The sequence below is a fragment of the Dehalococcoides sp. UCH007 genome (assembly GCF_001010485.1).
Lineage (GTDB): Bacteria > Chloroflexota > Dehalococcoidia > Dehalococcoidales > Dehalococcoidaceae > Dehalococcoides > Dehalococcoides mccartyi_A.
Genome location: NZ_AP014722.1, coordinates 1,071,483 through 1,093,649 on the forward strand (window position 1 = coordinate 1,071,483; position 22,167 = coordinate 1,093,649).

A 22,167-nucleotide genomic window follows, 5' to 3' on the forward strand; every position below is an offset into this window, starting at 1 on the left:
AGATGCTTTAATGCTACATAATGGCTCTAAGATGACTATCAGCGCGGGTAAACTGCTTAACCTGACTGCTCTGGCCAGCCAGAAAGGCTTATTTGAGATTGCGGCTATGGATCACCGCGGCTCAATAAAAAAGCACCTCTGCCCGAAAACCACCGAAGAAGAATGCTACCACAGCCTGGCTGATTTCAAACTGAGCCTTTGCCGGGCTTTTTCAGGACAGGCCAGTGCTGTACTCCTTGACCCCATTTACGGGCTGCCTGAGTGCCTGGCCCAAAACGCCATTGCACCCGGCTGCGGCTTGCTTGTCAGCCTGGAATCAAGCGGTTACGGCGGAGAGGCCGAGTACCGGACTACCGAACTCCTTAAAAACTGGGGGGTAAACAAGATAAAACTGCTGGGGGCAAACGCCGTCAAGCTGCTGCTGTACTACCGCCCGGATATAAAAGATTTAGCCAAGACCCAGCAGCTTCTGGTAAAAACCGTGGCTGACGAATGCCGCAAACTGGATATCCCCTTTGTGCTTGAGCCTGTTACCTACCCCACCGGGCAGGAACTGAAAAATGCCGGGCTTTTTGCCAAGAACAAACCTGGTTTAGTCCTTTCCACCGTAGAAGATTTGGCAGGACTGGGTATAGACATACTCAAGGTGGAGTTCCCCGCCGACCTCCGCTTCAGCCTGACCGAAGATGAGGCCTTTATATCCGCCCGAAAACTGGACTCCATCTGTCCCGTACCCTGGGCTATACTCTCCGCCGGGGCGGATTTTAACCTGTACGTGCGTGAACTGGAGATAGCCTGCCAGTGCGGGGCATCCGGTTTTCTGGCCGGAAGAGCCGTCTGGCAGGAAGCTTTGGATATAACCAACCCGGTAAACCGCCAGGACTTTATAAACCGCGTGGCCGCCGAAAGGTTTAAACGCCTGTGTCAGATAGCTGAAAATACGGGACGCCCCTGGCATGAAAAACTGGGACTGAAAGCGGGTAATTTTATAAACCCCGACCCCACCTGGTATGCCAACTACCAGCAGGGAGAAAACCCATGATTACCACCGTTACCCTAAACCCCTGCCTGGATAAACATATAGACGTGCATGGTCTGGTACTGTACGAAACTAACCGCTGGCATCTTATGTCCAAATATGCCGGCGGTAAAGGCATAGATGTGTCACGGGCTATACATGAAATGGGAGATGCTACCATTGCCTGCGGTTTTCTAGGCGGTGAAGAGGGACGGGAAATTGAAACCCTGCTCACAATACAAGGACTAAGCTACTGTTTTACTCCCATAAGCCATCCTACCCGCAGCTGTTTTATAATATACGACACTAAAACCCGCCGCCAGACTAACCTTAACGCCCCCGGCCCGCGGATAACGCCGTCTGAACTGAAACTTTTTCACGAAGACCTGCAAAGGGAGAGCGCTTCGTCAAACCTTATTGTTATGTCAGGCAGCGTACCGCCGGGTATACCTTCAAGCGTCTATTTCACTCTTATCAAGAATGCCCATAAACTGGGCAAGCAAACCATACTGGATGCCACCGGCAAATACCTGCGGGCAGGGCTTAAGGCTAAACCCTGTCTGGTAAAACCCAATATCCGCGAAGCGGAAGAGCTGCTGGGCAGGAAACTGGAAACCGAGGCTGAAATAATACTGGGGGTTAAGGAAATAGTCCAAATGGGAGCGGGCATAGCGGTAATCTCCATGGGCAAAAAGGGACTGATAGCCAGTGACGGCAAGCAGGTGATAAAAGCCCGCTCTCCCTATGTACGGGTAAAAAGCGCGGTGGGGGCGGGTGATTCAACGGTGGCCGGCTTGGCCATATCCCTTTGCCGTGAATATAGTCTGGAAGAAGCCTGCCGTTTAGGTGTAGCTATGGGGACAGCCGCCGTAATAACCCCCGGTACCGAACTCTGCCACCGTGAAGACGTTCAGTACTGGTTACCCCGTATTAAAATCCGCCGTCTGGCTTAGCTTTCAGGGAATATTCATTGCGTTTAATATCCTTTGGTAAGCCGCAATAGCATTGGCAATCACCCAGGCCATATCCTCACGCACATCATCGGAAGCCCTTTCCAAAGCCAGATTAAGGGCATTCTGGTTGGCAATAGCTGAAAGTATAATATCATTTTGAGTAATATTGACACTACTGCCAGAACTTTCAGTCAACCCAAAGCTTTTATCCGGCAAATTGGCGGCAGGCGCAGTTAGGATAGTATCGTCTCTGCCCTGAGAGTTGGCAGCCGACATCACACTATCTTCAGCCCCTATCAGATTAGCCATAGCAGACAACGCCAAGTTCAGCTTATCGTTAGTTTGCCTTAGCAGACTAACCTGATTCGTATCCGCCAGATAAATTATCTCGGCAACTCTTCTATCGGCAATCTTGTTCATGGCATTTATTTTACCCTCTTCGCCAAAGGAAAAACTCAGCCAGAGCTCTTCGGTTGCCAGCTTTACACTGTAGAGGGGATTATCAGGCATACTGCCGGAAGCAGCTACTGCCACCCCTCCGCCCGAAACAAAAAGAAGCATAATGGCACTGACAAGCCCGGTTGCCCAGTTAAGACGCCACCGGAAAAAGCCTTTCTTGTGCTTGCTTTCATTCAGGGCAGACATAAATTCGTAACGGGCTTTGGCTTTGAACGACTCCGAAGGCTTGCAGCCTGAGGCAAGAGCATCAATACCGGTAGCGGTTTTGAGCAAAGGAGCAAGCTCTACCGCCTGGTCAGGGTACAGACGCAGGCAGCTTTCCAAATCCTGCCCGTTTATAAGTATACGGTCTAAGCATTCGTTTAGGATATTATCAAATTCGGGATTATTTTTTACATTCATTTTATTCACGCTCCAGAGAGCATTCGACGGAGTGATGACACTGCACTGTGCTGCAGCGCCTTGACCGCACCCGGAGTTTTATTCATTATTTTGGCCACCTCGGTAATCGGCAAATCCGAGGAAAAACGCAGGGAAATAACCTCCTGCTGGGCGGGTGTAAGTTTACCGGATACCTCCACAAACTTTTCATAGTCTATATTCACTTCGGTAGTTTCCACCGGGTCATCAGAGCAGGCCAGCGGAGTCACCAGTTCTATATCCACCGTGGGCTGGCGGTTTTTTTTCCTCAGATAGTCTACAATTTGATTATGGGCAATACGGTACAACCAGGCAGAGAACGGGGTATTATCTTGCCACTTGAAGGAAGATATAGACCGGAGCATGTTCATAAAGACCTGCTGGGTCAAATCTTCGGCCTCCATCTTATTGCCGATCTTCAAGGCAATATAACGATAAATCTTATCGAAATATTCCTCGTACAATCTGGCAAAAGCCTGCTCGTCTTTTTGTTGAGCAAGCTCAACCAGGTGTCTCTCTGTTTGCACCAGTAAGATCCCCTTCTTGGCCGGCCTCTATCTGAGGACTCCCGGCCGGTCAAACCCGGTTATTTACCCGTGCACAAATTATAACGAAGCAGTTTTTAAAAAGATAGCAACTGGGAAATATTATAAAAAGATACTCGCATAAATATTTTTTCCTTTAAAATCTATCTTTCCGTAAACGAGGGGGTTGAAATCCAGACTAGTTTCCGTCATTATAGGAAATGTATACCTTTTGGCTTCTATAAGTTATCTTAACTTATATTACTATTTTCCTATACAGCTTAGTACGTTCGGGGGATTGGATAGTAGAGTTTATATCATGTATAGTTCTGAATAGTTAGGTTAAGATACTTTAAGAAAGGACTGACATGGCAAATCATGAAGATAATACAGTCTCGCCCATGCTGACTACCAGCGAAGTAGCCCACATGCTGAATGTGCATATAAACACCGTACGTCGCTGGAGTAATCAGATGGTGCTTAAATCCTATCGGATTGGGGCCAGAGGTGACCGCCGCTTCCGCAAGGAAGATGTGGAACAGTTTTTGGAACGGGAAGGCAAAACCAAGCTCCTGAAATAAACTTGGAGTAAAAGAAGGGACAAGCAATGGAAGACAACAGCAAAATCAGGGTAATGGTCATAGATGAGCAACCCTTTTTCAGAGCGGGTGTTGCCCAGGCCTTATCCGACAATAATTTTGAGATACTCCCAACCGATACTCGCAAAGACCCCCTGGAACAGGTTGAAAGCAAGATGCCGGATGTAGTACTGCTGGGTTCAGACCTGATAGCTTACAGCGGGCTTGATTTGGGCAGACGGATTGTGCGCACCTTTCCTAATACCAAGGTTATCATCCTTTCGCCAAACCCCAATGATACCGAATTGTTCGAATGCATCCGGACAGCAGCTGTGGCCTGTCTTAAGAAAAGCAGTACCGCAGAAGAGCTTGTTGAGACTATCCGCCGGGCTAACCGGGGCGAATATCCTATTAATGAAAGCTTAATGAGCAGCCCCAATCTTGCCAAACAGGTACTGGCCCAGTTTCAAGATGTTTCCATGCTGGGTAAGGATGCTTCCAATTTTGTTACCCCTTTGACCAACCGCGAAAAACAGATATTAACACTGATTGCCAATGGCAATACCAACAAACAGATTGCCAATAGTTTGGAAATAAGCGAACAAACCATAAAAAACCATGTCAGCGCTATTTTACGCAAGTTAAACGCCAATGACAGGGCGCATGCGGTGGTTGTAGCTATACGCTGCGGCCTTATAAATATTTAAATTTGGCTTATTTTTGACAAATAGTTGCACCTTTATGTGAATTATGCGTAAGATGTTATAATAAAATGGATAAAAGCCAATAAACAAGCTGGAATATAGTTAGAAATGTTACAAAATAAAGTGAAAGACACAGAACTCCGCAAACTGGTTAGTAAAAGGGTGGCTGATTATTTGTCCAGCCACAATTACCAGGTGGAAAGTGATGTTAAAATAACCGGGCAATCCGGTGTAGAGCATGTCTTTGACATAGTGGCCCGCCGGAATGATGGCTTTACCACCAGAACTATGGCGGTCTGCATAATTCTGGGTTCAAACCAGGAAGAAGAAAGCGGCGCTATTTTCAATTTTGCCAACAAAGCCTTTGATACAGGCATAAATGAACGTATCCTTATTGCCATACCCAAACTTACCCCCGAAACCCGAAATCTTGCTGAAAAACAACGGATTAAGGTTTTTGACGAAGACCGGCTGGAAGACCTGCTGGTTACCAGTTCCAAACGGCCTAATCGTTTGGAGGGTATAAACAATATCTTCTCCCGCGAAGACCTTATCAAGGCGCTTACCGAGCTGGGCTATACCATAAGAGAGAATGCCCGTATCAAAGGGCGTTCCGGTATCTCACACGTATTTGACATAGTGGCCAGCGATATAAATACAGACAACTACACTCTGGGTATAGATATTATTAAAAAACAGCCTTCCATGGAACTTCAGGACGTGGCTCTCTTTGATGCCAAAGCCTTTGACTGCGGTATATCTGACAAGATTATGGCTACCACAGCCAAAATAACTCCTGATGCCCAGCAGTTTGCCGATGCCCAAAAAGTGAAACTTATAAAATTTAAACCCATTTCTACAGCTACCGAGGAGAGTGCCGCTGTAACTACAGCTGAAGAGGTACTAAAAACTTCGGCCAAAACAGATTCTAAAAACAGCAAAACCGGGGTAACTGACCTGCGCCAGTCGCCCCGCCCCGAAGCCCTCAAGCTTATCCCTGAGGTGCTTGCCCGGCGTTATACTGCCATACCTTTGAATATAGTGGGTAATACCTTAGAAATGGCTATGGCAGACCCGTCTGACATACTGGCACTTGAGGCCTTTTCTGCTCACTCCAAACGCCGCATAAAGCCCATACCGGCAGATGCCCGCGAGATACGCGAATCTATAGACTTTAACTATAAAGGCTACGGGGATATTGAAAAATACCTCTCCCGCATGTCTATTCCCAGTGAGGTCACAGATGACCGTCTGGCTATAGATGCGGCTATTGACGCGCCGTTAGCCCAAGCCCTTAATCTTATCATTGAAGAAGCGGTAAAAGCCCGCTCATCAGACGTACATATTGAACCCAACGAAGACCGCCTGCGGGTGCGTTTCCGTATTGACGGCACTCTGCAGGACATGATGTCTCTGCCTATTACCGCCCACCGGGCTATTATTTCCAGAATCAAAATTCTGGGTGATATGAATATTGCAGACCATTTCCACGCACTTGACGGCCAGTTTACGGTAAATGCCGGCGGACGCGAAATAGATATCCGGGCGGCAACCGCCCCAACTGTAAACGGGGAAATGTCTGTACTGCGATTGCTTGATAAAAGCCGGGCCACTATAGAACTTTCGCAGCTAGGTTTTTTGCCTGAAGGGCTGGAAAAATATAACAAGATGCTCAAAGTGCCTTATGGTATGATACTTATCAGCGGTCCTACCGGTGCGGGTAAAACCACTACCCTCTACGCATCTATAAACTCGCTGGATATCATGCGGCAGAATATTATTACCATAGAAGACCCGGCGGAATACCGTTTTAAAGATATTAACCAGATACAGGTAAATGTGCAGGCAGGTATTACCTTTGCCAGCGGCCTTAGGTCTATACTCCGCCTTGACCCTGATGTAATACTGGTAGGTGAAATACGTGATTCGGAAACAGCCAATATAGCCGTTCAGGCAGCCCTTACCGGCCACCTTATGCTTTCATCTATCCATGCCAATGATACTACCGGTGTTCTCTACCGCCTGATAGACCTTGGGGTAGAACCCTTCCTGATTGCTTCAGCTGTGGTAGGGGTAGTAGCTCAACGCATGGTCAGGCGTATTTGCCCGTACTGCCAGCACACTATTGAAGCACCGGTAATTGAGCAGCTGGCTTATGAACGTGAGATAGGGGAAAAGCGGACTAAATTTGTATACGGCAGCGGCTGTAAATCATGTGCCTTTACCGGCTATCTGGGACGGGTGGGCCTGTTTGAAATAATGACTATAAGCGATGAAGTCAGACGACTCATGCTGAGCGGGGCTTCCCCCTCGGAGATACATGCCCAATCCATTAAAGACGGCATGACTACCATGATGAAAGACGGTATGCTGAAAGTAAAGGATAATATAACAACTCCCTCCGAAGTACTACGCAGTGCTTATTCTCCGGAGGAGCAGTATTGAGGTAAGTAAATGGATTTTAATTATGTAGCTTACGGGCAGGATAAGAGGCTTGTAAAGGGGAAAATCCCGGCTACTTCACTGGAGGCAGCCCAGAGACTGCTGAGCCATAGCGGTTACCAGATTTTAAGCATCAAACCCATTACGCCCTTCTTCAGCACCACCAGTTCATTTAACTTCTCAACGGTAAAACCCAGAGAAGTTATTCTGTTTTCCCGCCAATTGGCTTTGCTGCTTGAATCCGGTACGGATATTGTAACTTCACTGGAATTACTTCAGGAACAGACTACCAATAAACTTTTCCGGGATATTATCGGCGAAATTGTAAATGATATACGCGGAGGGAGTTCGCTGTCTCTAGCAATGAGTAAGCACCCCAAGGCTTTCCCGCCTTTGTATCACCGGGTCATTGCGGCCGGTGAACAGGGAGGCAGCCTTGAGATAGTGCTCCGTAATCTGGCCAACTTTGTCCAGCGGAATGTAGAAACCGAAAAGAAAATTAAAAGCGCCCTAACCTATCCCGGTGTAGTTGCGGTGGTAGGTATTCTGGTGCTGTTGCTTATGGTTACATTCGTACTACCTGCATTTACCAGTTTATACTCCCAAATGGGCACTGAACTGCCCACCCCGACTAAAATACTTATAGGCCTGAGTGATTTCTTTGAGGCATGGGGTATGTATGTAACAGGGGCTTTCGTAATAGCGATAGCTGCGCTGGTGATTTATATGCGGACACCAATGGGGAGATACCATAGAGACCGCATAGCCCTTAAACTACCTGTAATCGGGCGTATTCTGCTCCTTTCAGAGCTTTCACGCGCCTGCCAGACCATGTCATTGCTGTTTAAGGCCGGCCTGCCGTTGCCTGAAATTATGAACCAAGCCACCACTGCGGCAAACAACAAACTTATCAGCAACGCACTGGCCGAAGTACAGCATGATCTGATAAGGGGCGAAGGGCTTTCCCGTCCCATGACTAAAAACCCGCTCTTTCTGCCTATGATGGTTCAAATGGTAAGCGTGGGTGAGGAAACCGGTAAACTTGACGACACATTATCTACCGTATCAGCTACCTATGATACCGAAGCTGACGACCGGATAAGTGCTGCCATAGGCATGATACAACCCATTATGACTATAGGTATCGGTTTGGTAGTAGGCTTTATTGCCGTTGCCCTGGTATCTTCCATGTACTCCTTATACGGGCAGATCGGCTAAGGATAAATAAAATGCGAAGAAAGCTGCTGAGTCACCAAAAGGGTTTTTCCCTGATTGAGGTGCTGATTGCCCTGGCTATTATAGGGCTGATAGGTGTGGCTTTCCTGACAGCCCTCAATACAGCGGTTAAAGCGGTATCCCTAGCTAACGTACGCACTACTTCTGAAAGTTATGCCAAGAGTACCATGGAGCAGCTGAAGAGCTTTTCATACCTGTCTGCAGCAGATGGCTCAGTAGCGGATTATACATTCCTGAGTCCGTCTGATAACTCTTTTATTATATGCACTTATAACCGTGACGGAAACCTGATACAAAATAAAATTTACGGTATACCCTGGGATGTGGTTACCAATAACCAAAGCACTACAGATAAAGGCATCCAGAAGATAACTATAGTTATCCAGCACAATGAGGGCGGGATAAACAAGATTATTTTTACCCTTATAGACTATGTGACACAGAGATGAAAATAAAGCTGCTGAAATACCGCCAAAAACAGGGCGGCTTTACTCTGGTAGAGCTGCTGGTTGCCCTGGCTATTACCGGTCTTATAATGGCAGGTTTGACTACCAGTGTCTTCCAGCTGTTTAACATTACCCAGCGAAGCAGTGACCATATGACTATTATCCGCCATCTGGATATTACCAGCAGCTGGCTGTCTAACGATATCCAAATGGCCAATGAACAGCCCGCATGGGATTCGGGTACCCATACTTTGACTATTAACCAGACACGCGGAGATACCGAGTACCAGTCTGACCCAACCAACCCTGTGACCGATTACATAGTTACCTACACCTATAATACGGCTACCGGCACACTTACCAGAACCGAATTGCGGCTGTTTGACAATTCTACTCAAATCAGCCTCATAGCCGAGTATGTTAGTGGTATACTATTTGAAGATGAGCTGACATCAGATGAAAGACTGCCCAGTGCAGTTGATATCAAAATAACCATAACCTTACATACCCAGACTGAAGAAAGAATATTGCACATTAAACCCAGGATAAGCAGCACCTAACACATCCGGTCTGGCCGGGGAGGTGTGGAGATGAGAAACTTAATAACTATAAGCAAGAGGCTTAGAAGCCAGCAGGGTCAAGCGCTGGTTATCGCCCTTATATTTCTGGCCATAGGAGCCCTAACCCTGCCCCCGCTGATGATGCTGATGGGTTCAGCCCTGGTACAGGGTACTACCTTTGAAAACCGGACTGCCGGACTGTATGCCGCAGATGCCGGTATAGAGCAAGCTATCTGGTATCTGGATCCGGCAAACAGCCCCTTGATATCCGGTGGTTTGCCCATGCATACAGGAGAAAGCCGAACTCTGCCCGGCATGTCCATAGACGGGCGGACTGTGAGCGTAACTTTAGCCTACCTTGCAGAGGATACCTACCAGATTATGTCCACCTCTGTCAGTTCCACTGAAACCATCAGCATAACTGCAGTGGTAAGCGACACCTATAATAACTACACAGACATCATGAACCATGTCATTACCTGTCAAGGTCAAATAACAATTAAAAGTGGACATCCCCTTGTAATTTACCCTTCTGAAGAAAATGCCCCTATTGAGTATTATACCGGTCCATGGCCGGGTGCCAATGAATTGTCGGCCTTTTATTATGTAAATACCACCCCGTATGCTTCAGATACCCTGAATCTGGCAAATTACCCGGCTGGCATTCTGGAAATACTGCGGTTGGGTACACTGAACATCGTAGCTACTTCAACCTCCACCTATACTCTAACCGGTGATGTCTACATAACTGGTGACACCCTAATAGGTAAAACAGGACATGACTTCACTTTGGATCTGAATGGTCACTCCACATATGTACAGAGTAATACCGCTGGAAACCAATATGCCTTGGAAATTGGCGGAAAATGCTTCCTTACGGGCTCAGGAAGCATCATTGCCGAAGGTAATATTTTCTTTTACCCCAATATGGAATCAAGTGAGGATGATTATATATTTGTCCTTTCGGTGAACGGTAAAACCTTAATGCAACCAGGAGGAGAATTCTTTGGCACACTGGCTGGAGCTACTGAAGTTGAACTCAAAAACGGTTCTATAACATATGCAAGCCCGTTTGACGAATACGGGAACTACAAGATTGACTTCCCCGGCAGCGGTCTCAGCCACTTCTGGGGGATAATAAGCTGGAGCATAAGCTGACATATGTCCAAAAATATTGCCTGCGGGTTGAATATATATACACATACCTGATAGTATAGTAAGATATAGTCCATATTTGGCAATTTCATACGTGAAATTTAGGAGAAAACACCATGTTTAGCATAAAAAAACTCGTCCGGAGGGAAAAAGGGGCTTCACTGGCCATAGCCCTTATCTTTCTGGCAATAGGTGCCATCATGTTGCCTCCCCTGCTGATGCTGATAGGTTCCGGACTTCAACAGGGTACAGCTATTGAGGAACGTACTGCAGGGATTTATGATTCGGATGCCGGAGTGGAATGGGCTATAAATCTTATCAAAACCGGCGGCGTTGGTCTGCCAAACGCTGAGAGCACTTCCCGTACCTATAATCTATCTGGCTTAAACGGCAGTGCAGTTAAGGTAAAACTGATCTACCATGACGCGCATGACGCGGGCAGTTATTATGAAGTGGTCTCAAAAGCCAGCCTGAACGGCAAATCCATCACCACTCGGGCCACCTTAAAATATCAGCTAAGCGGAGGCGGGCTGTTTGATAATGCCATTACCTCTCTTGACGGTGATGTAATTATAAAGAACAACACCACTGTTTCCTCATTTCCCAATATGGATAATGGTAATATAATCGCCAATGGCGATATTATCGTAGGTTCTTCAGCTAATATTGATATCGAAGGTTCTGCTACCGCCAGCGGCACAATAACTGGTGGGGTAGGCAATATTGAACAAGGCTATTTCCCCAATACCGCCATAAATACTTCAACACTGGATACTTCTTTATTTATGCTTGAGGCAATGAGTGCTGCTGATGGCACTATTAAAATAGCCAGTGCCTACAATTCTGGCGGTACTATAAATGGAGACACCCATCTAATTGGCAATCTCAGCATCAGCAGCAATAAAACCCTTACAGTTAACGAAAACCTTTATATAGAAGGCTCATTCACAACAACAAGCAATTCCACATTTAACTTCGGGGGAACAGCTCTTTACGTAAGTGGTAATCTGGATTTCAAATCAAACTCGCATATAAATTTTACTAACCCTGCCGGTTGTCTTGTTTACGTTGCTGGCTCAATGACTGTATCTTCAAACAATACTTTTAATGGTCCGCTCACATTTATCGCTAACGGCAACCTTACACTGAATTCCAATACAGATTGTCTTCTTACCCCGAATCAACGCCCCCCTCTTATTATTTCCGAAACAGGCACAGTAATTATAGATAGCAATGTTGATATTATCGGAATTGTTTATGCCCCGAATGGGCATCTTGAACTTTCAGCAAATACCGATATAACCGGCTGTGTAATTGCCCAAAGTATCACCATGAACAGCAACTCTTCCATCACTTTCCGCACTGACTGGAATTTATCTGCACTTGATCCATATCTCAATGGTAATTCTGTTGAACTTAAAATACTCACATGGGACACACAGACTGTACTAGGCGGCTAAGGAGTATTTATGAAAATAAGTAAAACGTCGTGGGCACTGCTGGCATTCGGTTTAATTATCATTGCCGGAGCCAGTCTGTTTATCCTCTTCGAAAATGAGGATAGCCGCAAAACAGACCTGGAGAACCGCATTGCTCTGGCAGAATTGTCTATACCCAAAGTAGCTGGAGATATTGCCACCTCTACCGAACAGGCAAACCAGCTGGCCGCCCAGCTAGAGGAAGCCCTAGGTAAACTTGCTCAGGCAAAAGGCCAGTTCCCGGAAATGATTCAATCTATAGAATATGCCAGCGTACTGGTACAACTAGCGGCTGAATCCGGACTGGATGTACTTAGTTTCTCATCATCTGAAGCTACCAAACTGACACTGAATAAACTTGACTTCAAGATAACCGAATTCAAGATTGTAGTCAGGGGGGATATCCACCCTATCCTCAGTTTTATATCAGCTATAGACAAGGGTGAAGATTTTCTGACCGGCAGTATGGATGTTATAGACCTGACCTTTGATACCACCACCGCCGATGATGCACTACCCAAACCTGCAATAACCATTACTCTTTTACTGATAAGTTACGAGGGTTAAATAATATGGCTAAAACAACGACGCTATATATTGAAGATGCCGAAATAAAGGTCCTTGTAAACAATGGTAAAAAGATAGAGAAATGGGCCAGTGCCCCTCTTGAAGCAGGGCTGGTTGTAGACGGGCTTATTCAGGATGAAACCAAGGTTTCCGAAGAAATAAAGGCTCTGCTCAGCCGTGAAAAGATACCGGCAGGCAGAGTTATAGCGGCTATGAGCGGTCTTAAATCTATCTTCCGTATTATTACCTTGCCGGCCGTACCAAAAAATATACTCGACGAAGCTATTAAAAATGAGGCTAACCGGGTAATTCCCACCCCCATGGACCAGAATTACCTGTCTTACCAGATACTCCCTTCCGCTCAGGGAGAAACCAAAGTATTTATTGTAGCCCACCCGAAAAACACCACTGATTCCGTAATAAAAACAGTAAACAAAGCCGGGCTGAGGCTGGAAGTGCTGGATATAGCACCGCTGTCTCTTTGCCGCTGTGCCAATATGGAAAAGGTTATTATTGTAAGCAACTGGCTGGATAACGTGGATATTGCCGTCATTATTGACCGCATCCCACAGGTTATCCGCAGTTTGTCACTGCCTATTGAAAGCCAGTCTCTAGCTGAGCGGATAAGCACCATTACCGAGGAATTGGCCAGGACTATCACTTTTTACAATTCCAGTCACACCGAAAGCCCGCTGGATGAAAGCGTACCGGTGCTGGTCTCCGGTGAACTGGCAAAAGAGCCTGACTCATGGCCTTTACTGCTTGATGAGCTGAGCAATCAGATTTCCAGCCTACCCTCCCCGTTTGTTGCCGGCGAAGGCTTTGACCCCAGCGTTTATATTGTAAATATGGGTATGGCACTGAGAGAACTGCCTGTCGGAGCAGATAACCAGAATTCACTAATCAACATTAACGCCATGCCGGGTTTTTACAAACCCAAGGGCACTTCCCCTGCATCTGTACTTGTCCCCACTGTGATAGCCCTTCTGGTGGGAGGGCTTGTCTGGGGCTGGTTTTATATTGATGATATGAAACAAAAGAACAACGCACTTGAACCGCAGGTACAGGCACAGGAAACTGCCCTGGTACAAAAGAGAGCGGAACTTTCGACTATCAATGCCCAGATTGCCAACACTCAGAAATCTCTTGCCGAGGTAGAACCGGTGGTAACCGTGCTTAACAACATGCTCTGGGATATGTACCAGGGGCGGGAAACCATTACCGGCGACTATAAAGCCATTTACAACCTTCATTCCAGCAATATTGGATTTTACACTATAGATTACGGGCCATATCAAGGTGATAAGATTGTTACAAAAACTAATGTCCTAACCATACGAGGATATTGCTTAACCAAGACGGCTATTTTGGAATATGCCGGCATACTCCGCGGCAGCAACCGCTGGCAAAATGTAATCATAACTGAAATGATGGAAACCATCTTGGACTCCGAACCTATATATCATTTTGAAATTGTTTTAATAAACTAGTCTGGTAAAATATGGATGTTATAAAACTAATCTACGAAGCCGAAGAGAAAAAAGGCTCAGACCTGCATCTGGTAGCCCAAAGCCCGCCGCTGGTCAGGGTACGGGGAGACCTTGAAGCCCTGAACTCCCATGAACAGCTGCAACCGGCAGATATTAAAGCAGCTTTTGAGCAGCTGACTACCCATGAAGAACGGGAATCTTTTTACAAGGAATGGGAGTTGGATTTCGGCTACTCGCTTGATGGTGTGGGACGGCTAAGGTGCAATGCCGCTATGCAAAGGGGAGCTATCAGTCTGGCTATACGCCTGCTTCCGCCCAATATACCCACTATCAGTGAACTGGAATTGCCGGATATATGCGAGAAACTGATAACCAAACCCCGGGGTTTGGTTATTGTGACCGGCCCCACCGGCAGCGGTAAAAGCACTACCCTGGCCGCCATGATACAGCACCTGAACAACACCGAAAATAAACATGTGGTGACTATTGAAGACCCTATTGAGTATGTTCACCCATGTATAAAATGCGCCGTTACCCAGCGTCAGCTTGGTTCAGATACACTTTCCTTCGGCCACGCCCTGAAGCATGTACTCCGCCAAAACCCTGATGTAATAATGGTGGGTGAAATGCGTGATCTGGATACAGCCGCTGCTGTACTGACAATTGCGGAAACAGGCCATCTGGTACTCTCCACCTCCCACGCACCCAGTGCTTATCAGGCTCTGGAACGGATCATAGACCTGTTCCCGCCCCATGAAAGGCATCTGGCCCAGACCCGTCTGGCTTCGCTGATTGAGGGTGTACTCTGCCAGACTCTGGTACCCCGTGCTAATACTAACGGACGGGTAGTGGCAGTGGAAATAATGCTGGGAAGCCCGGCAGTCAGAAACCTTATCCGCGAAGGCAAGTTTTACCAGCTGCCGAATGTTATCCGCACCAGCCATGATGAGGGCATGATAACCATGGACGAGGCCCTGGTAGAGCTTTACCGCCAGCAGGTAATCAGCCGTGAAAACCTGTTTAACTACTGTCAGGATGCGGCCGAGGTGGAAAAGCTGATAAGCAGCAGCTCAAGCAGCCAGAAACGCAGAAAAATGGTTGAGAGCGGCAAGAGTCTGCTCTTCTAGACAGTTTTTTTGCTGATAAAATCAAAGGGGCGGTTCATGTGAACCGCCCCTTTTGTTTGGCCGTTTAATGCGGGTAAATATAATAAAGGCCTGCCGTAAAGCAGACCCTTATTAATTAGCTAATTAATAGAAGTTACTCTTAGGTTGTTGCCTCAGCCCATTTTCCATCAGACCATACTAAATCTCCATATGAAGTACCAGTAATGGTCCCATCAGTACCAATTGTATAAGTACCAGTTAATTCTCCCATAATGTAACTGGACAGAGCAGCAGTATCTGCAGGTACAGTACCGCCATTCTCAGCCATATAAGCTGTTACAGCCAATTGAACATTATGAGCTTCTGTATTGGCAGCTTCTACAGTACCGGAGCCGATGAATTTAGCAACGTTGGGGACGATAACAGCCGCCAGAACGCCCAGAATGGCTACCACTACCAGAAGTTCAATCAGGGTGAAACCTTTCTGATGCTTGCGGAGTTTCTTCATGAATTTGTACATTTGTCTTTCACCACCTTTCGTTTTTGTATTATGTTTTACCATGTTTTGTAATGATAGTTACTTTAAAGATAGTTTATAGACCCTTATATGGTCAATAGTTATATAGTAACACCTTTATACAGGGATTATAATACACCCTATGCCCATTTGTATATATCCTCACCAGTACTTTCGTATATAAATCACTTGACGGTTCGGCAAAAAAAAGCCACAATATATTTTATGTTTATCGGTTGGGTTATTTTCTTTTTCCTGCTGGGGGCTGTCCTGGGCAGTTTTATAAACATGCTGTCTGACCGTTTGCCGGCTGAAAAATCCATCGTCACACCCGGCTCTGTGTGTGATACCTGCGGCAAAAGATTGGGTGTGCCTGACCTGATACCTATTTTGAGTTTTATTTTCCTCAAGGGGCATTGCCGCTATTGCGGGGCGAAAATACCGGCAAGAGCTTTGTGGGTGGAAATAGCCACTGCCTGCCTGTTTTCCCTGTTCTGGGTAATACTGGGTCCAGGTGTGGCACTGGCAATAAGCCTTGTGTACCTTTGCGTATTTATAACCTTGTTTGTAATAGACCTTGAAAAAGGGCTTATCCTGAACGTAATTATTTACCCTTTTATGGTGCTGGCACTGTTACTTTCGCCCTTTTATCTAACGGGGGACAGTCTGCTGGCAAACCTGTCTTCTTCGTTTTTTGGCGGGCTGACCGGTTTCGGGCTGTTTCTGCTGATATATATTGCCTCACGCGGGGGCATGGGAGAAGGGGATATAAAGATGGCCGGTTTTATCGGGCTGGTCTGCGGCTTCCCCAATATCTTTGTAGCTATATTCGCAGGCATAGTGCTGGGTGGTCTGGCAGCCGCCGCTCTGATGCTTTCCGGTAAACGCCGCAAAGGTCAGACTATTCCCTTCGGGCCTTTTCTGGCAGTCGGGGCTGTAACCGCCATGCTCTTTGGCAGCCAGATTATGGACTGGTACCTGAGTTTGGCCTGAGCTTTTCCGCCGCACCCTTTTCAAATTGTCCTTGGCACCTTGATACCTGTCCGGTTTCAGCTTAAAATAAGGCGTATCCGCCGTACCGGTATATTTATACCTGTTTAAAGGAGTTTTCCCGCTATGCGAATTGAAAGCCTGCGCCCCGCCGAACATCTGGGAAACGTAACCATACACGGCGTAAGGCGTTTTTTAGAACTTGATTCCGGTGCTCCCAGCCTGCCGCACCTGCAGGAGAGCCGCGAAGTAGAGATGGTAGACCAACAGGCTATTTCAGATGTTGAAAAGAAAATGGCTATCATCCTGCCTATAAAGGACGAAGACCTGAAGGTTTTTGAAGGTGTACTGAGCGGCGTACCCCATGACTGCCTGATGATAGTTATCAGCAACAGCTCCAAACAGGAAGTGGATAATTTCAAGAATGAAAAAGACATAGTAAACCGCTTCTGCCGTATAACCCACCGCCAGGCTATAGTTGTCCACCAGAAAAACCCCGAACTGGCAAATGCTATTGCAGATGCCGGCTACCCCGAACTGCTGGGGGAAGACGGGCTTATCCGCAGCGGCAAGGCAGAGGGTATGATACTGGGTATTATACTGACTATGTTCAGCGGGCGGGAATACGTGGGTTTTATAGATACCGACAACTACATACCGGGGGCAGTTTGGGAATACGCAAAACATTTCGCCACCGGTTTTAATCTGGCTCAGTCGCCATATTCCATGGTAAGGGTGCTCTGGAAGTACAAGCCCAAGCTGGTAGGAGAACTATATTTCAAACGCTGGGGACGGGTGTCAGAGGTTACCAATAAACACCTCAATCACCTGATATCCAGCAAGGGTAAATTTGAAACCGAGATAATCAAAACCGGCAATGCCGGTGAACATGCCATGAGCATAGAGCTGGCTAAACGCCTGACTTACGGCACAGGTTATGCGGTGGAAACCAAAGAGATTATGTCCATACTGGAACAATTCAGCGGCATATTGCCTATAGAAGACAGGGAAGTAGCTGAAGAAGGGGTGGAAATACTCCAGACTGAAACCATTAATCCTCACCTTCACGAGGACAAGGGCGGCGACCACCTGATACAGGATATGCTTTTACCCAGTCTGGCGGTCATATATCACAGCCCTCTGGCTGACGAAGCCGGCCGGAAAATGATTGAAACCCAACTGGCAGGAATTGAGGGAATGGAAAGCAACCCTGAGATACCCCATATAAAGCTGATTCCTCCCCCCCAGAAAATGGACCTTCCGAAATTTTCAGCCACTATCGAAAAATACCTGCCCCAGATGGTTTTGCCGGACGGAGAGCTCATTTCACGGGTAGCCCGCCCTTCCCGCCTGCCTTCATCAGGACAATTTAAAAAGATTGTATATACTGACTTGGACGGCACTCTGCTGAACCCTTTGACTTATTCATATTCAACCGCACTGGATGCCCTGCGTTTGTTAAAAGACAAAGAACTGCCTCTAGTATTCTGTTCTGCCAAGACCATGGGGGAACAAGACCTGTACCGCAACGAACTGGGTATAAAAGACCCCTTTATAACTGAAAACGGGGGAGCTATATTTATCCCCAAAGATTACTTCCGCCTGCCCTTTGCTTATGACAGAGTAGCCGGGAATTATCTGGTGATTGAACTGGGAATGAACTACAAAGATATCCGCCATATTCTTAAAAAAGCCTTGGCGGAAGCCTGCACCGAGATAGAAAACTCTGAAAAAGCCGGCAATATATTTATTACCAGCTTCGGGGATATGTCTGTGGAGGATGTCAGCCGCCTTACTGACCTTAACCTGAAACAGGCTGAACTGGCCAAACAGCGTGAATACAGTGAAACCGTACACATAGAGGGTGATAAGAGAAGCACCAATATTGTTTTGAACCATATACAGCAAAGCGGGCTGGAATATAGTTTCGGGGGACGTTTTTACGAAGTCACCGGCGGGAATGACAAAGGCAAAGCCATAAAGATACTAAACGAACTTTTCCGCCTGAATTTCGGCAATATCCACACCTTTGGTCTGGGTGACAGCGAAAATGACTATTCCATGCTGGAAACGGTGGACTCTCCCATACTGGTGCAACGCCCCGGCAACAAATGGCACAAGATGCGATTGCGTAATCCCAGTTATGTCAGAGGGGTGGGGCCGGAGGGTTTCAGCCGGGCAGTTACTGACATAATACTGCCCATGGAATAAGTGATAAAACAGCCCGCTTAAAAATTGACCTGCGCTATTTCCTGACAAAATCCGCCTGCGGTAAAATATATTCCGCGGAGATTTCACCGGTACTGTTTAAGCATGTTCTGCTTTCGGGTTACTAGGATTAAGCCCTATTTAGATGTATAATACCCCCAAGCCAAGTCTGGCAGGAGTGTGCATTAATAATGACCCATATAAAAAGCCCTTTAGCTTTGGAATTTGCCGGTTTCTGGCGGCGATTCGGAGCATTTATTATAGACGACATAATTATCAGTATTATCTCTTCGACCTTTGTACCTGTACACTGGTTTGAAATACCGGTTTTCTGGAATATAGACAGCCTATCCGGTATCTGGTGGCTAGCAGCCCCGGTTATAGCATTTACCAATGTGCTTTCGCTATCTGTTTTGGTAGCCTATTTTGTATTTTTCTGGTACTGGCGCGGACAGACCCCCGGTATGATGGTTGCCCAGATAAAAGTTATCCAGACAGACGGCTCAGGGGTTTCACTGGGAATTTCCTTTATCCGCTTTCTGGGGCTTATTCTGGCCAGCCTGCCCTTGGGATTGGGGCTTTTCTGGATTGTCTGTGACCGCCGCAAACAGGGCTGGCATGATAAAATGGCAAATACAGTAGTAGTCAAACTACCCAAACCACCTGAGATTACCGCACCCCAAGCTACCTGAAACTAAATATCCAAACAGCCCTCCGAATGACGGGCTGTATCTATAAGGCAGGACAAAATGACAAATGAAGTAAGAGTACGCTACGCCCCCAGCCCAACGGGTTACCCCCATCTGGGCAATATCCGCACTGCTATGTTCAACTGGCTCTTTGCCAGACACAACGGCGGTAAATTTATTGTCCGCATAGAGGATACTGACCGTGAACGCTACGTGGAAGGGGCGGTGGAATCTATACTGGAAAGCCTGAACTGGCTGGGGCTGGACTGGGATGAAGGCCCGGACAAAGGCGGTGATTATGCCCCTTACTACCAGTCTGAAAGACTTTCCCTCTACCGCAATGCCGCCGAAAAGCTGGTTGCCGAAGGCAAGGCATATTATTGCCACTGTTCTTCCGAAAGACTGGATAAAATGAGGGAAGACCAGATAGCCCGTAAAGAACCGCCGGGTTATGACCAATGCTGCCGTGATTTGTGCCTTGGACAAAAAGAAGGTGCAGTTATCCGTTTTAAAATACCCCGGGACGGACAAACCACTTTTACAGACCTGATACGCGGGGAAGTAACTTTTGACAATGCCAAACAGGACGATTTTGTTATCTTGAAATCAGATGGTTTCCCCACCTACCATCTGGCAAGCGTAGTGGATGACCACGCTATGCAGATAAGCCATGTCCTGCGGGCGGAAGAGTGGCTGCCTTCCACCCCAAAGCATCTTTTACTCTACCGGGCACTGGGTTATAACCCTCCCCTTTACGCCCATTTGCCCATGATACTTGGGCCGGACCGCTCCAAACTTTCCAAGCGGCACGGGGCAACTTCAACTATAGAATATAAACAGGCAGGATACCTGCCGGAAACTATGGTAAATTTCCTGTCCCTGCTAGGCTGGGCTTACGATGATAAGACCGAACTATTCAGCCGGAATCAGCTGATAGAGTATTTCTGCCTGGAAAAGGTCAGCAAAACTGCCGCCATTTTCAACTACGAAAAGCTGGACTGGATGAACGGCATGTATATCCGCACCCTTTCCGCCCCGGACCTTGCCAGCCGGGCTATGTCCTTTCTGGAAAAAGATGAACGCATTGCCGCATCCGGACGTTTAAACCTTGACTACACCACCAAAGTCATGCCCCTGATACAGGAAAGGGTCAAGAAGCTAAATGAACTGGCAGAGCTTTGCTGGTTTATATATTCAGACTGTATCAGCTATGACCCGGCTTTGCTTATTGATAAGAAACTGACTAAAGAAACCAGTCTTTTTGCCTTGAAAGCAGCCAATAACCGGCTTGCAGCATTGGCGAATTTCGATGCCGCAAGTATGGAGGAACATATCCGCCCGCTGGCTGCTGAGCTGGAACTAAAACCGGGACAGTTATTCGGTATGCTTCGAACTGCATCCACCGGCCAGCTGGTTGCCCCTCCCCTCTTTCAGACAATGGAGGTGCTGGGCAGGGAAAGATGCCTTGGGAGGATAGCTCTGGCTATTGCCAAACTGTCTGAAATGCCTTCCTAGGGTAGTTTAATAGATAGTGAAGGGATAAGGCCAAACATACTGTTACCGGCTAGATTACGGGGATTGTTACAGCCGAAAAGATATGGCAGCAGGTACGGAAAAACCCGCCGCAAAGCACAGCTAAACAAACGTTTAGCAGAAACTTGACCATCAGTTATTTGATAAACAGTGACGGAGAAGTAAAGTGATGGCAAACGAGGGTTCTAGATTTCAAAAGGAATACCCCTGTATTGCCCTGTGCGGACTGGAGTGCTATGCCTGTCCGCGCTACCACACCAGCGGCTCATCACGCTGTCCGGGCTGTGCCGGCAAAGATTTCGCCGAAAAACACCCCTCCTGCGGCATTATCAGCTGCGCTTTTAAACACGGCAAACTGGAGAGCTGCGGGCTTTGCCCTGAGATAGATACCTGCAGCCGCATAAGCCGCCTGAAAGCCGTTACCAAAGACTTACCCGGTTATCCGTCATACCAAACCCGCATAAACAATTTATCCAAGATAAAAGAAAACGGTTTTGAAGCCTTTTTAGATACCTGTCTCCGCAAAGAAAGTCTGCTGAAAACCCTGCTCGGTAAATATAATGACGGCCGCAAGAAAGCATTTTACTGCCGCGCCGTTCAGTTATTGCCCCTGACAGACCTTGAAAATTTACTTGATGAAAACAGCAAAAAGAGGTATAAATCAGTAGGAGATGCCACTCTGGCTGTAAGTAACAGCCTGAAAGAACTGGCAAATAAACTTGGCATAGAGGTCTGCTGAATATGACAATAGGTCACTCCTCGTTTATCCCCCCGCCCGGCAAGCACTGATACCCCCACATTTTCCCTATATAACTTTGACTGACGAGGAGTATATATGAGCCAGCAGGTAAATAAAGAAGAAGCTATTAACTGGTTGATAAAAATAGGCACCATCCCCTACTGGGATTCTATAGATAACCGCCCCCTGTTCCGCCGGATTGTAAAGAAAAACGACGGCACTAAGGTTGACCGGGTAACCGAAGAAGAAGCCTGGCCGTTTATAATAAACGCTTTGGGTATGAAAACCGAGGCTGAAACTGAATCTGTACGTAAAACCATTGAAAAAGCCCTGAAACTGCAGGGAAGGATTTAGG

22 protein-coding genes are annotated in these 22,167 nt (G+C 47.0%); 19 read left to right on the plus strand and 3 right to left on the minus strand.

Annotated elements, in window-relative coordinates:
* The first annotated feature begins 31 nt into the window (after positions 1-31).
* Positions 32-1,042 carry a tagatose 1,6-diphosphate aldolase gene (locus tag UCH007_RS05690; protein WP_046961290.1) on the plus strand — a complete coding sequence of 337 codons (1,011 nt, stop codon included), beginning with the start codon at positions 32-34 and terminating at the stop codon, positions 1,040-1,042.
* Positions 1,039-1,971 carry a 1-phosphofructokinase gene (gene pfkB, locus UCH007_RS05695; RefSeq protein ID WP_046961291.1) on the plus strand — a complete coding sequence of 311 codons (933 nt, stop codon included), beginning with the start codon at positions 1,039-1,041 and terminating at the stop codon, positions 1,969-1,971. The genes UCH007_RS05690 and pfkB overlap by 4 nt, the downstream gene beginning before the upstream one ends.
* A 3-nt stretch (positions 1,972-1,974) precedes the next feature.
* Here pfkB and UCH007_RS05700 read toward each other — a convergent pair whose 3' ends face one another.
* Complete coding sequence (locus tag UCH007_RS05700) at positions 1,975-2,832, minus strand: DUF5667 domain-containing protein (RefSeq protein WP_046961292.1); 858 nt, start codon at positions 2,830-2,832, stop codon at positions 1,975-1,977.
* Positions 2,833-2,837: 5 nt separating this feature from the next.
* Entirely contained in the window at positions 2,838-3,377 is a 540-nt protein-coding gene (locus tag UCH007_RS05705; RefSeq protein WP_023652661.1) for an ECF subfamily RNA polymerase sigma factor, BldN family, read from the minus strand.
* Positions 3,378-3,742: 365 nt separating this feature from the next.
* On the opposite strand from UCH007_RS05705, the gene UCH007_RS05710 reads away from it, so the two are divergent.
* The 11 genes from UCH007_RS05710 (at position 3,743) to UCH007_RS05760 (ending at position 15,157) form a co-directional block, all read left to right on the plus strand.
* Positions 3,743-3,955, plus strand: a complete 213-nt coding sequence (locus tag UCH007_RS05710) for a helix-turn-helix domain-containing protein (protein WP_012882391.1) — start codon at positions 3,743-3,745, stop codon at positions 3,953-3,955.
* A 26-nt stretch (positions 3,956-3,981) separates the two neighbouring features.
* A complete protein-coding gene (locus tag UCH007_RS05715) occupies positions 3,982-4,659 on the plus strand; it encodes a LuxR C-terminal-related transcriptional regulator (RefSeq protein ID WP_012882392.1) in 678 nt (225 codons plus the stop codon).
* Positions 4,660-4,764: 105 nt separating this feature from the next.
* Positions 4,765-7,101 carry a GspE/PulE family protein gene (locus UCH007_RS05720; protein ID WP_041331270.1) on the plus strand — a complete coding sequence of 779 codons (2,337 nt, stop codon included), beginning with the start codon at positions 4,765-4,767 and terminating at the stop codon, positions 7,099-7,101.
* A gap of 9 nt (positions 7,102-7,110) precedes the next feature.
* Positions 7,111-8,316, plus strand: a complete 1,206-nt coding sequence (locus UCH007_RS05725) for a type II secretion system F family protein (protein ID WP_046961293.1) — start codon at positions 7,111-7,113, stop codon at positions 8,314-8,316.
* Positions 8,317-8,327: 11 nt separating this feature from the next.
* Complete coding sequence (locus UCH007_RS05730) at positions 8,328-8,783, plus strand: type IV pilus modification PilV family protein (RefSeq protein ID WP_046961294.1); 456 nt, start codon at positions 8,328-8,330, stop codon at positions 8,781-8,783.
* The gene (locus UCH007_RS05735; RefSeq protein WP_046961295.1) at positions 8,780-9,340 is read left to right on the plus strand and encodes a prepilin-type N-terminal cleavage/methylation domain-containing protein; all 561 of its coding nucleotides are present in this window, start codon (positions 8,780-8,782) and stop codon (positions 9,338-9,340) included. The genes UCH007_RS05730 and UCH007_RS05735 overlap by 4 nt, the downstream gene beginning before the upstream one ends.
* 30 nt (positions 9,341-9,370) lie before the next feature.
* Positions 9,371-10,498, plus strand: a complete 1,128-nt coding sequence (locus tag UCH007_RS05740) for a pilus assembly PilX family protein (protein ID WP_046961296.1) — start codon at positions 9,371-9,373, stop codon at positions 10,496-10,498.
* 113 nt (positions 10,499-10,611) lie between these two features.
* The gene (locus UCH007_RS05745; protein ID WP_046961297.1) at positions 10,612-11,955 is read left to right on the plus strand and encodes a DUF7305 domain-containing protein; all 1,344 of its coding nucleotides are present in this window, start codon (positions 10,612-10,614) and stop codon (positions 11,953-11,955) included.
* 9 nt (positions 11,956-11,964) lie between these two features.
* Positions 11,965-12,540 carry a hypothetical protein gene (locus UCH007_RS05750; RefSeq protein WP_015407204.1) on the plus strand — a complete coding sequence of 192 codons (576 nt, stop codon included), beginning with the start codon at positions 11,965-11,967 and terminating at the stop codon, positions 12,538-12,540.
* 5 nt (positions 12,541-12,545) lie between these two features.
* Positions 12,546-14,030 carry a pilus assembly protein PilM gene (gene pilM, locus UCH007_RS05755; RefSeq protein ID WP_046961298.1) on the plus strand — a complete coding sequence of 495 codons (1,485 nt, stop codon included), beginning with the start codon at positions 12,546-12,548 and terminating at the stop codon, positions 14,028-14,030.
* Positions 14,031-14,041: 11 nt separating this feature from the next.
* On the plus strand, positions 14,042-15,157 hold the full coding sequence (locus UCH007_RS05760) for a type IV pilus twitching motility protein PilT (protein ID WP_023652670.1): 1,116 nt from the start codon (positions 14,042-14,044) through the stop codon (positions 15,155-15,157).
* Positions 15,158-15,296: 139 nt separating this feature from the next.
* Here the strand turns inward: UCH007_RS05760 and UCH007_RS05765 are convergent, their stop codons facing one another.
* Positions 15,297-15,656, minus strand: coding sequence for a type II secretion system protein (locus tag UCH007_RS05765; RefSeq protein ID WP_023652671.1), 360 nt, complete (start codon positions 15,654-15,656; stop codon positions 15,297-15,299).
* Positions 15,657-15,878: 222 nt separating this feature from the next.
* On the opposite strand from UCH007_RS05765, the gene UCH007_RS05770 reads away from it, so the two are divergent.
* The 6 genes from UCH007_RS05770 to UCH007_RS05795 all read left to right on the plus strand — a co-directional run bounded on the left by UCH007_RS05770 (position 15,879) and on the right by UCH007_RS05795 (position 22,166).
* Positions 15,879-16,646, plus strand: a complete 768-nt coding sequence (locus UCH007_RS05770; protein WP_046961299.1) for a prepilin peptidase — start codon at positions 15,879-15,881, stop codon at positions 16,644-16,646.
* 123 nt (positions 16,647-16,769) lie between these two features.
* Positions 16,770-18,854: a bifunctional mannosyl-3-phosphoglycerate synthase/mannosyl-3 phosphoglycerate phosphatase gene (locus UCH007_RS05775; protein ID WP_046961300.1), complete on the plus strand. Its 2,085-nt coding sequence runs from the start codon at positions 16,770-16,772 to the stop codon at positions 18,852-18,854.
* A 188-nt stretch (positions 18,855-19,042) separates the two neighbouring features.
* Entirely contained in the window at positions 19,043-19,543 is a 501-nt protein-coding gene (locus UCH007_RS05780) for an RDD family protein (RefSeq protein WP_046961301.1), read from the plus strand.
* A gap of 57 nt (positions 19,544-19,600) precedes the next feature.
* The gene (gene gltX, locus UCH007_RS05785; RefSeq protein WP_046961302.1) at positions 19,601-21,055 is read left to right on the plus strand and encodes a glutamate--tRNA ligase; all 1,455 of its coding nucleotides are present in this window, start codon (positions 19,601-19,603) and stop codon (positions 21,053-21,055) included.
* A gap of 187 nt (positions 21,056-21,242) precedes the next feature.
* Complete coding sequence (locus UCH007_RS05790) at positions 21,243-21,812, plus strand: DUF3795 domain-containing protein (RefSeq protein WP_046961303.1); 570 nt, start codon at positions 21,243-21,245, stop codon at positions 21,810-21,812.
* 96 nt (positions 21,813-21,908) lie between these two features.
* Positions 21,909-22,166: a hypothetical protein gene (locus UCH007_RS05795; protein ID WP_012882408.1), complete on the plus strand. Its 258-nt coding sequence runs from the start codon at positions 21,909-21,911 to the stop codon at positions 22,164-22,166.
* Position 22,167: the final 1 nt, after the last annotated feature.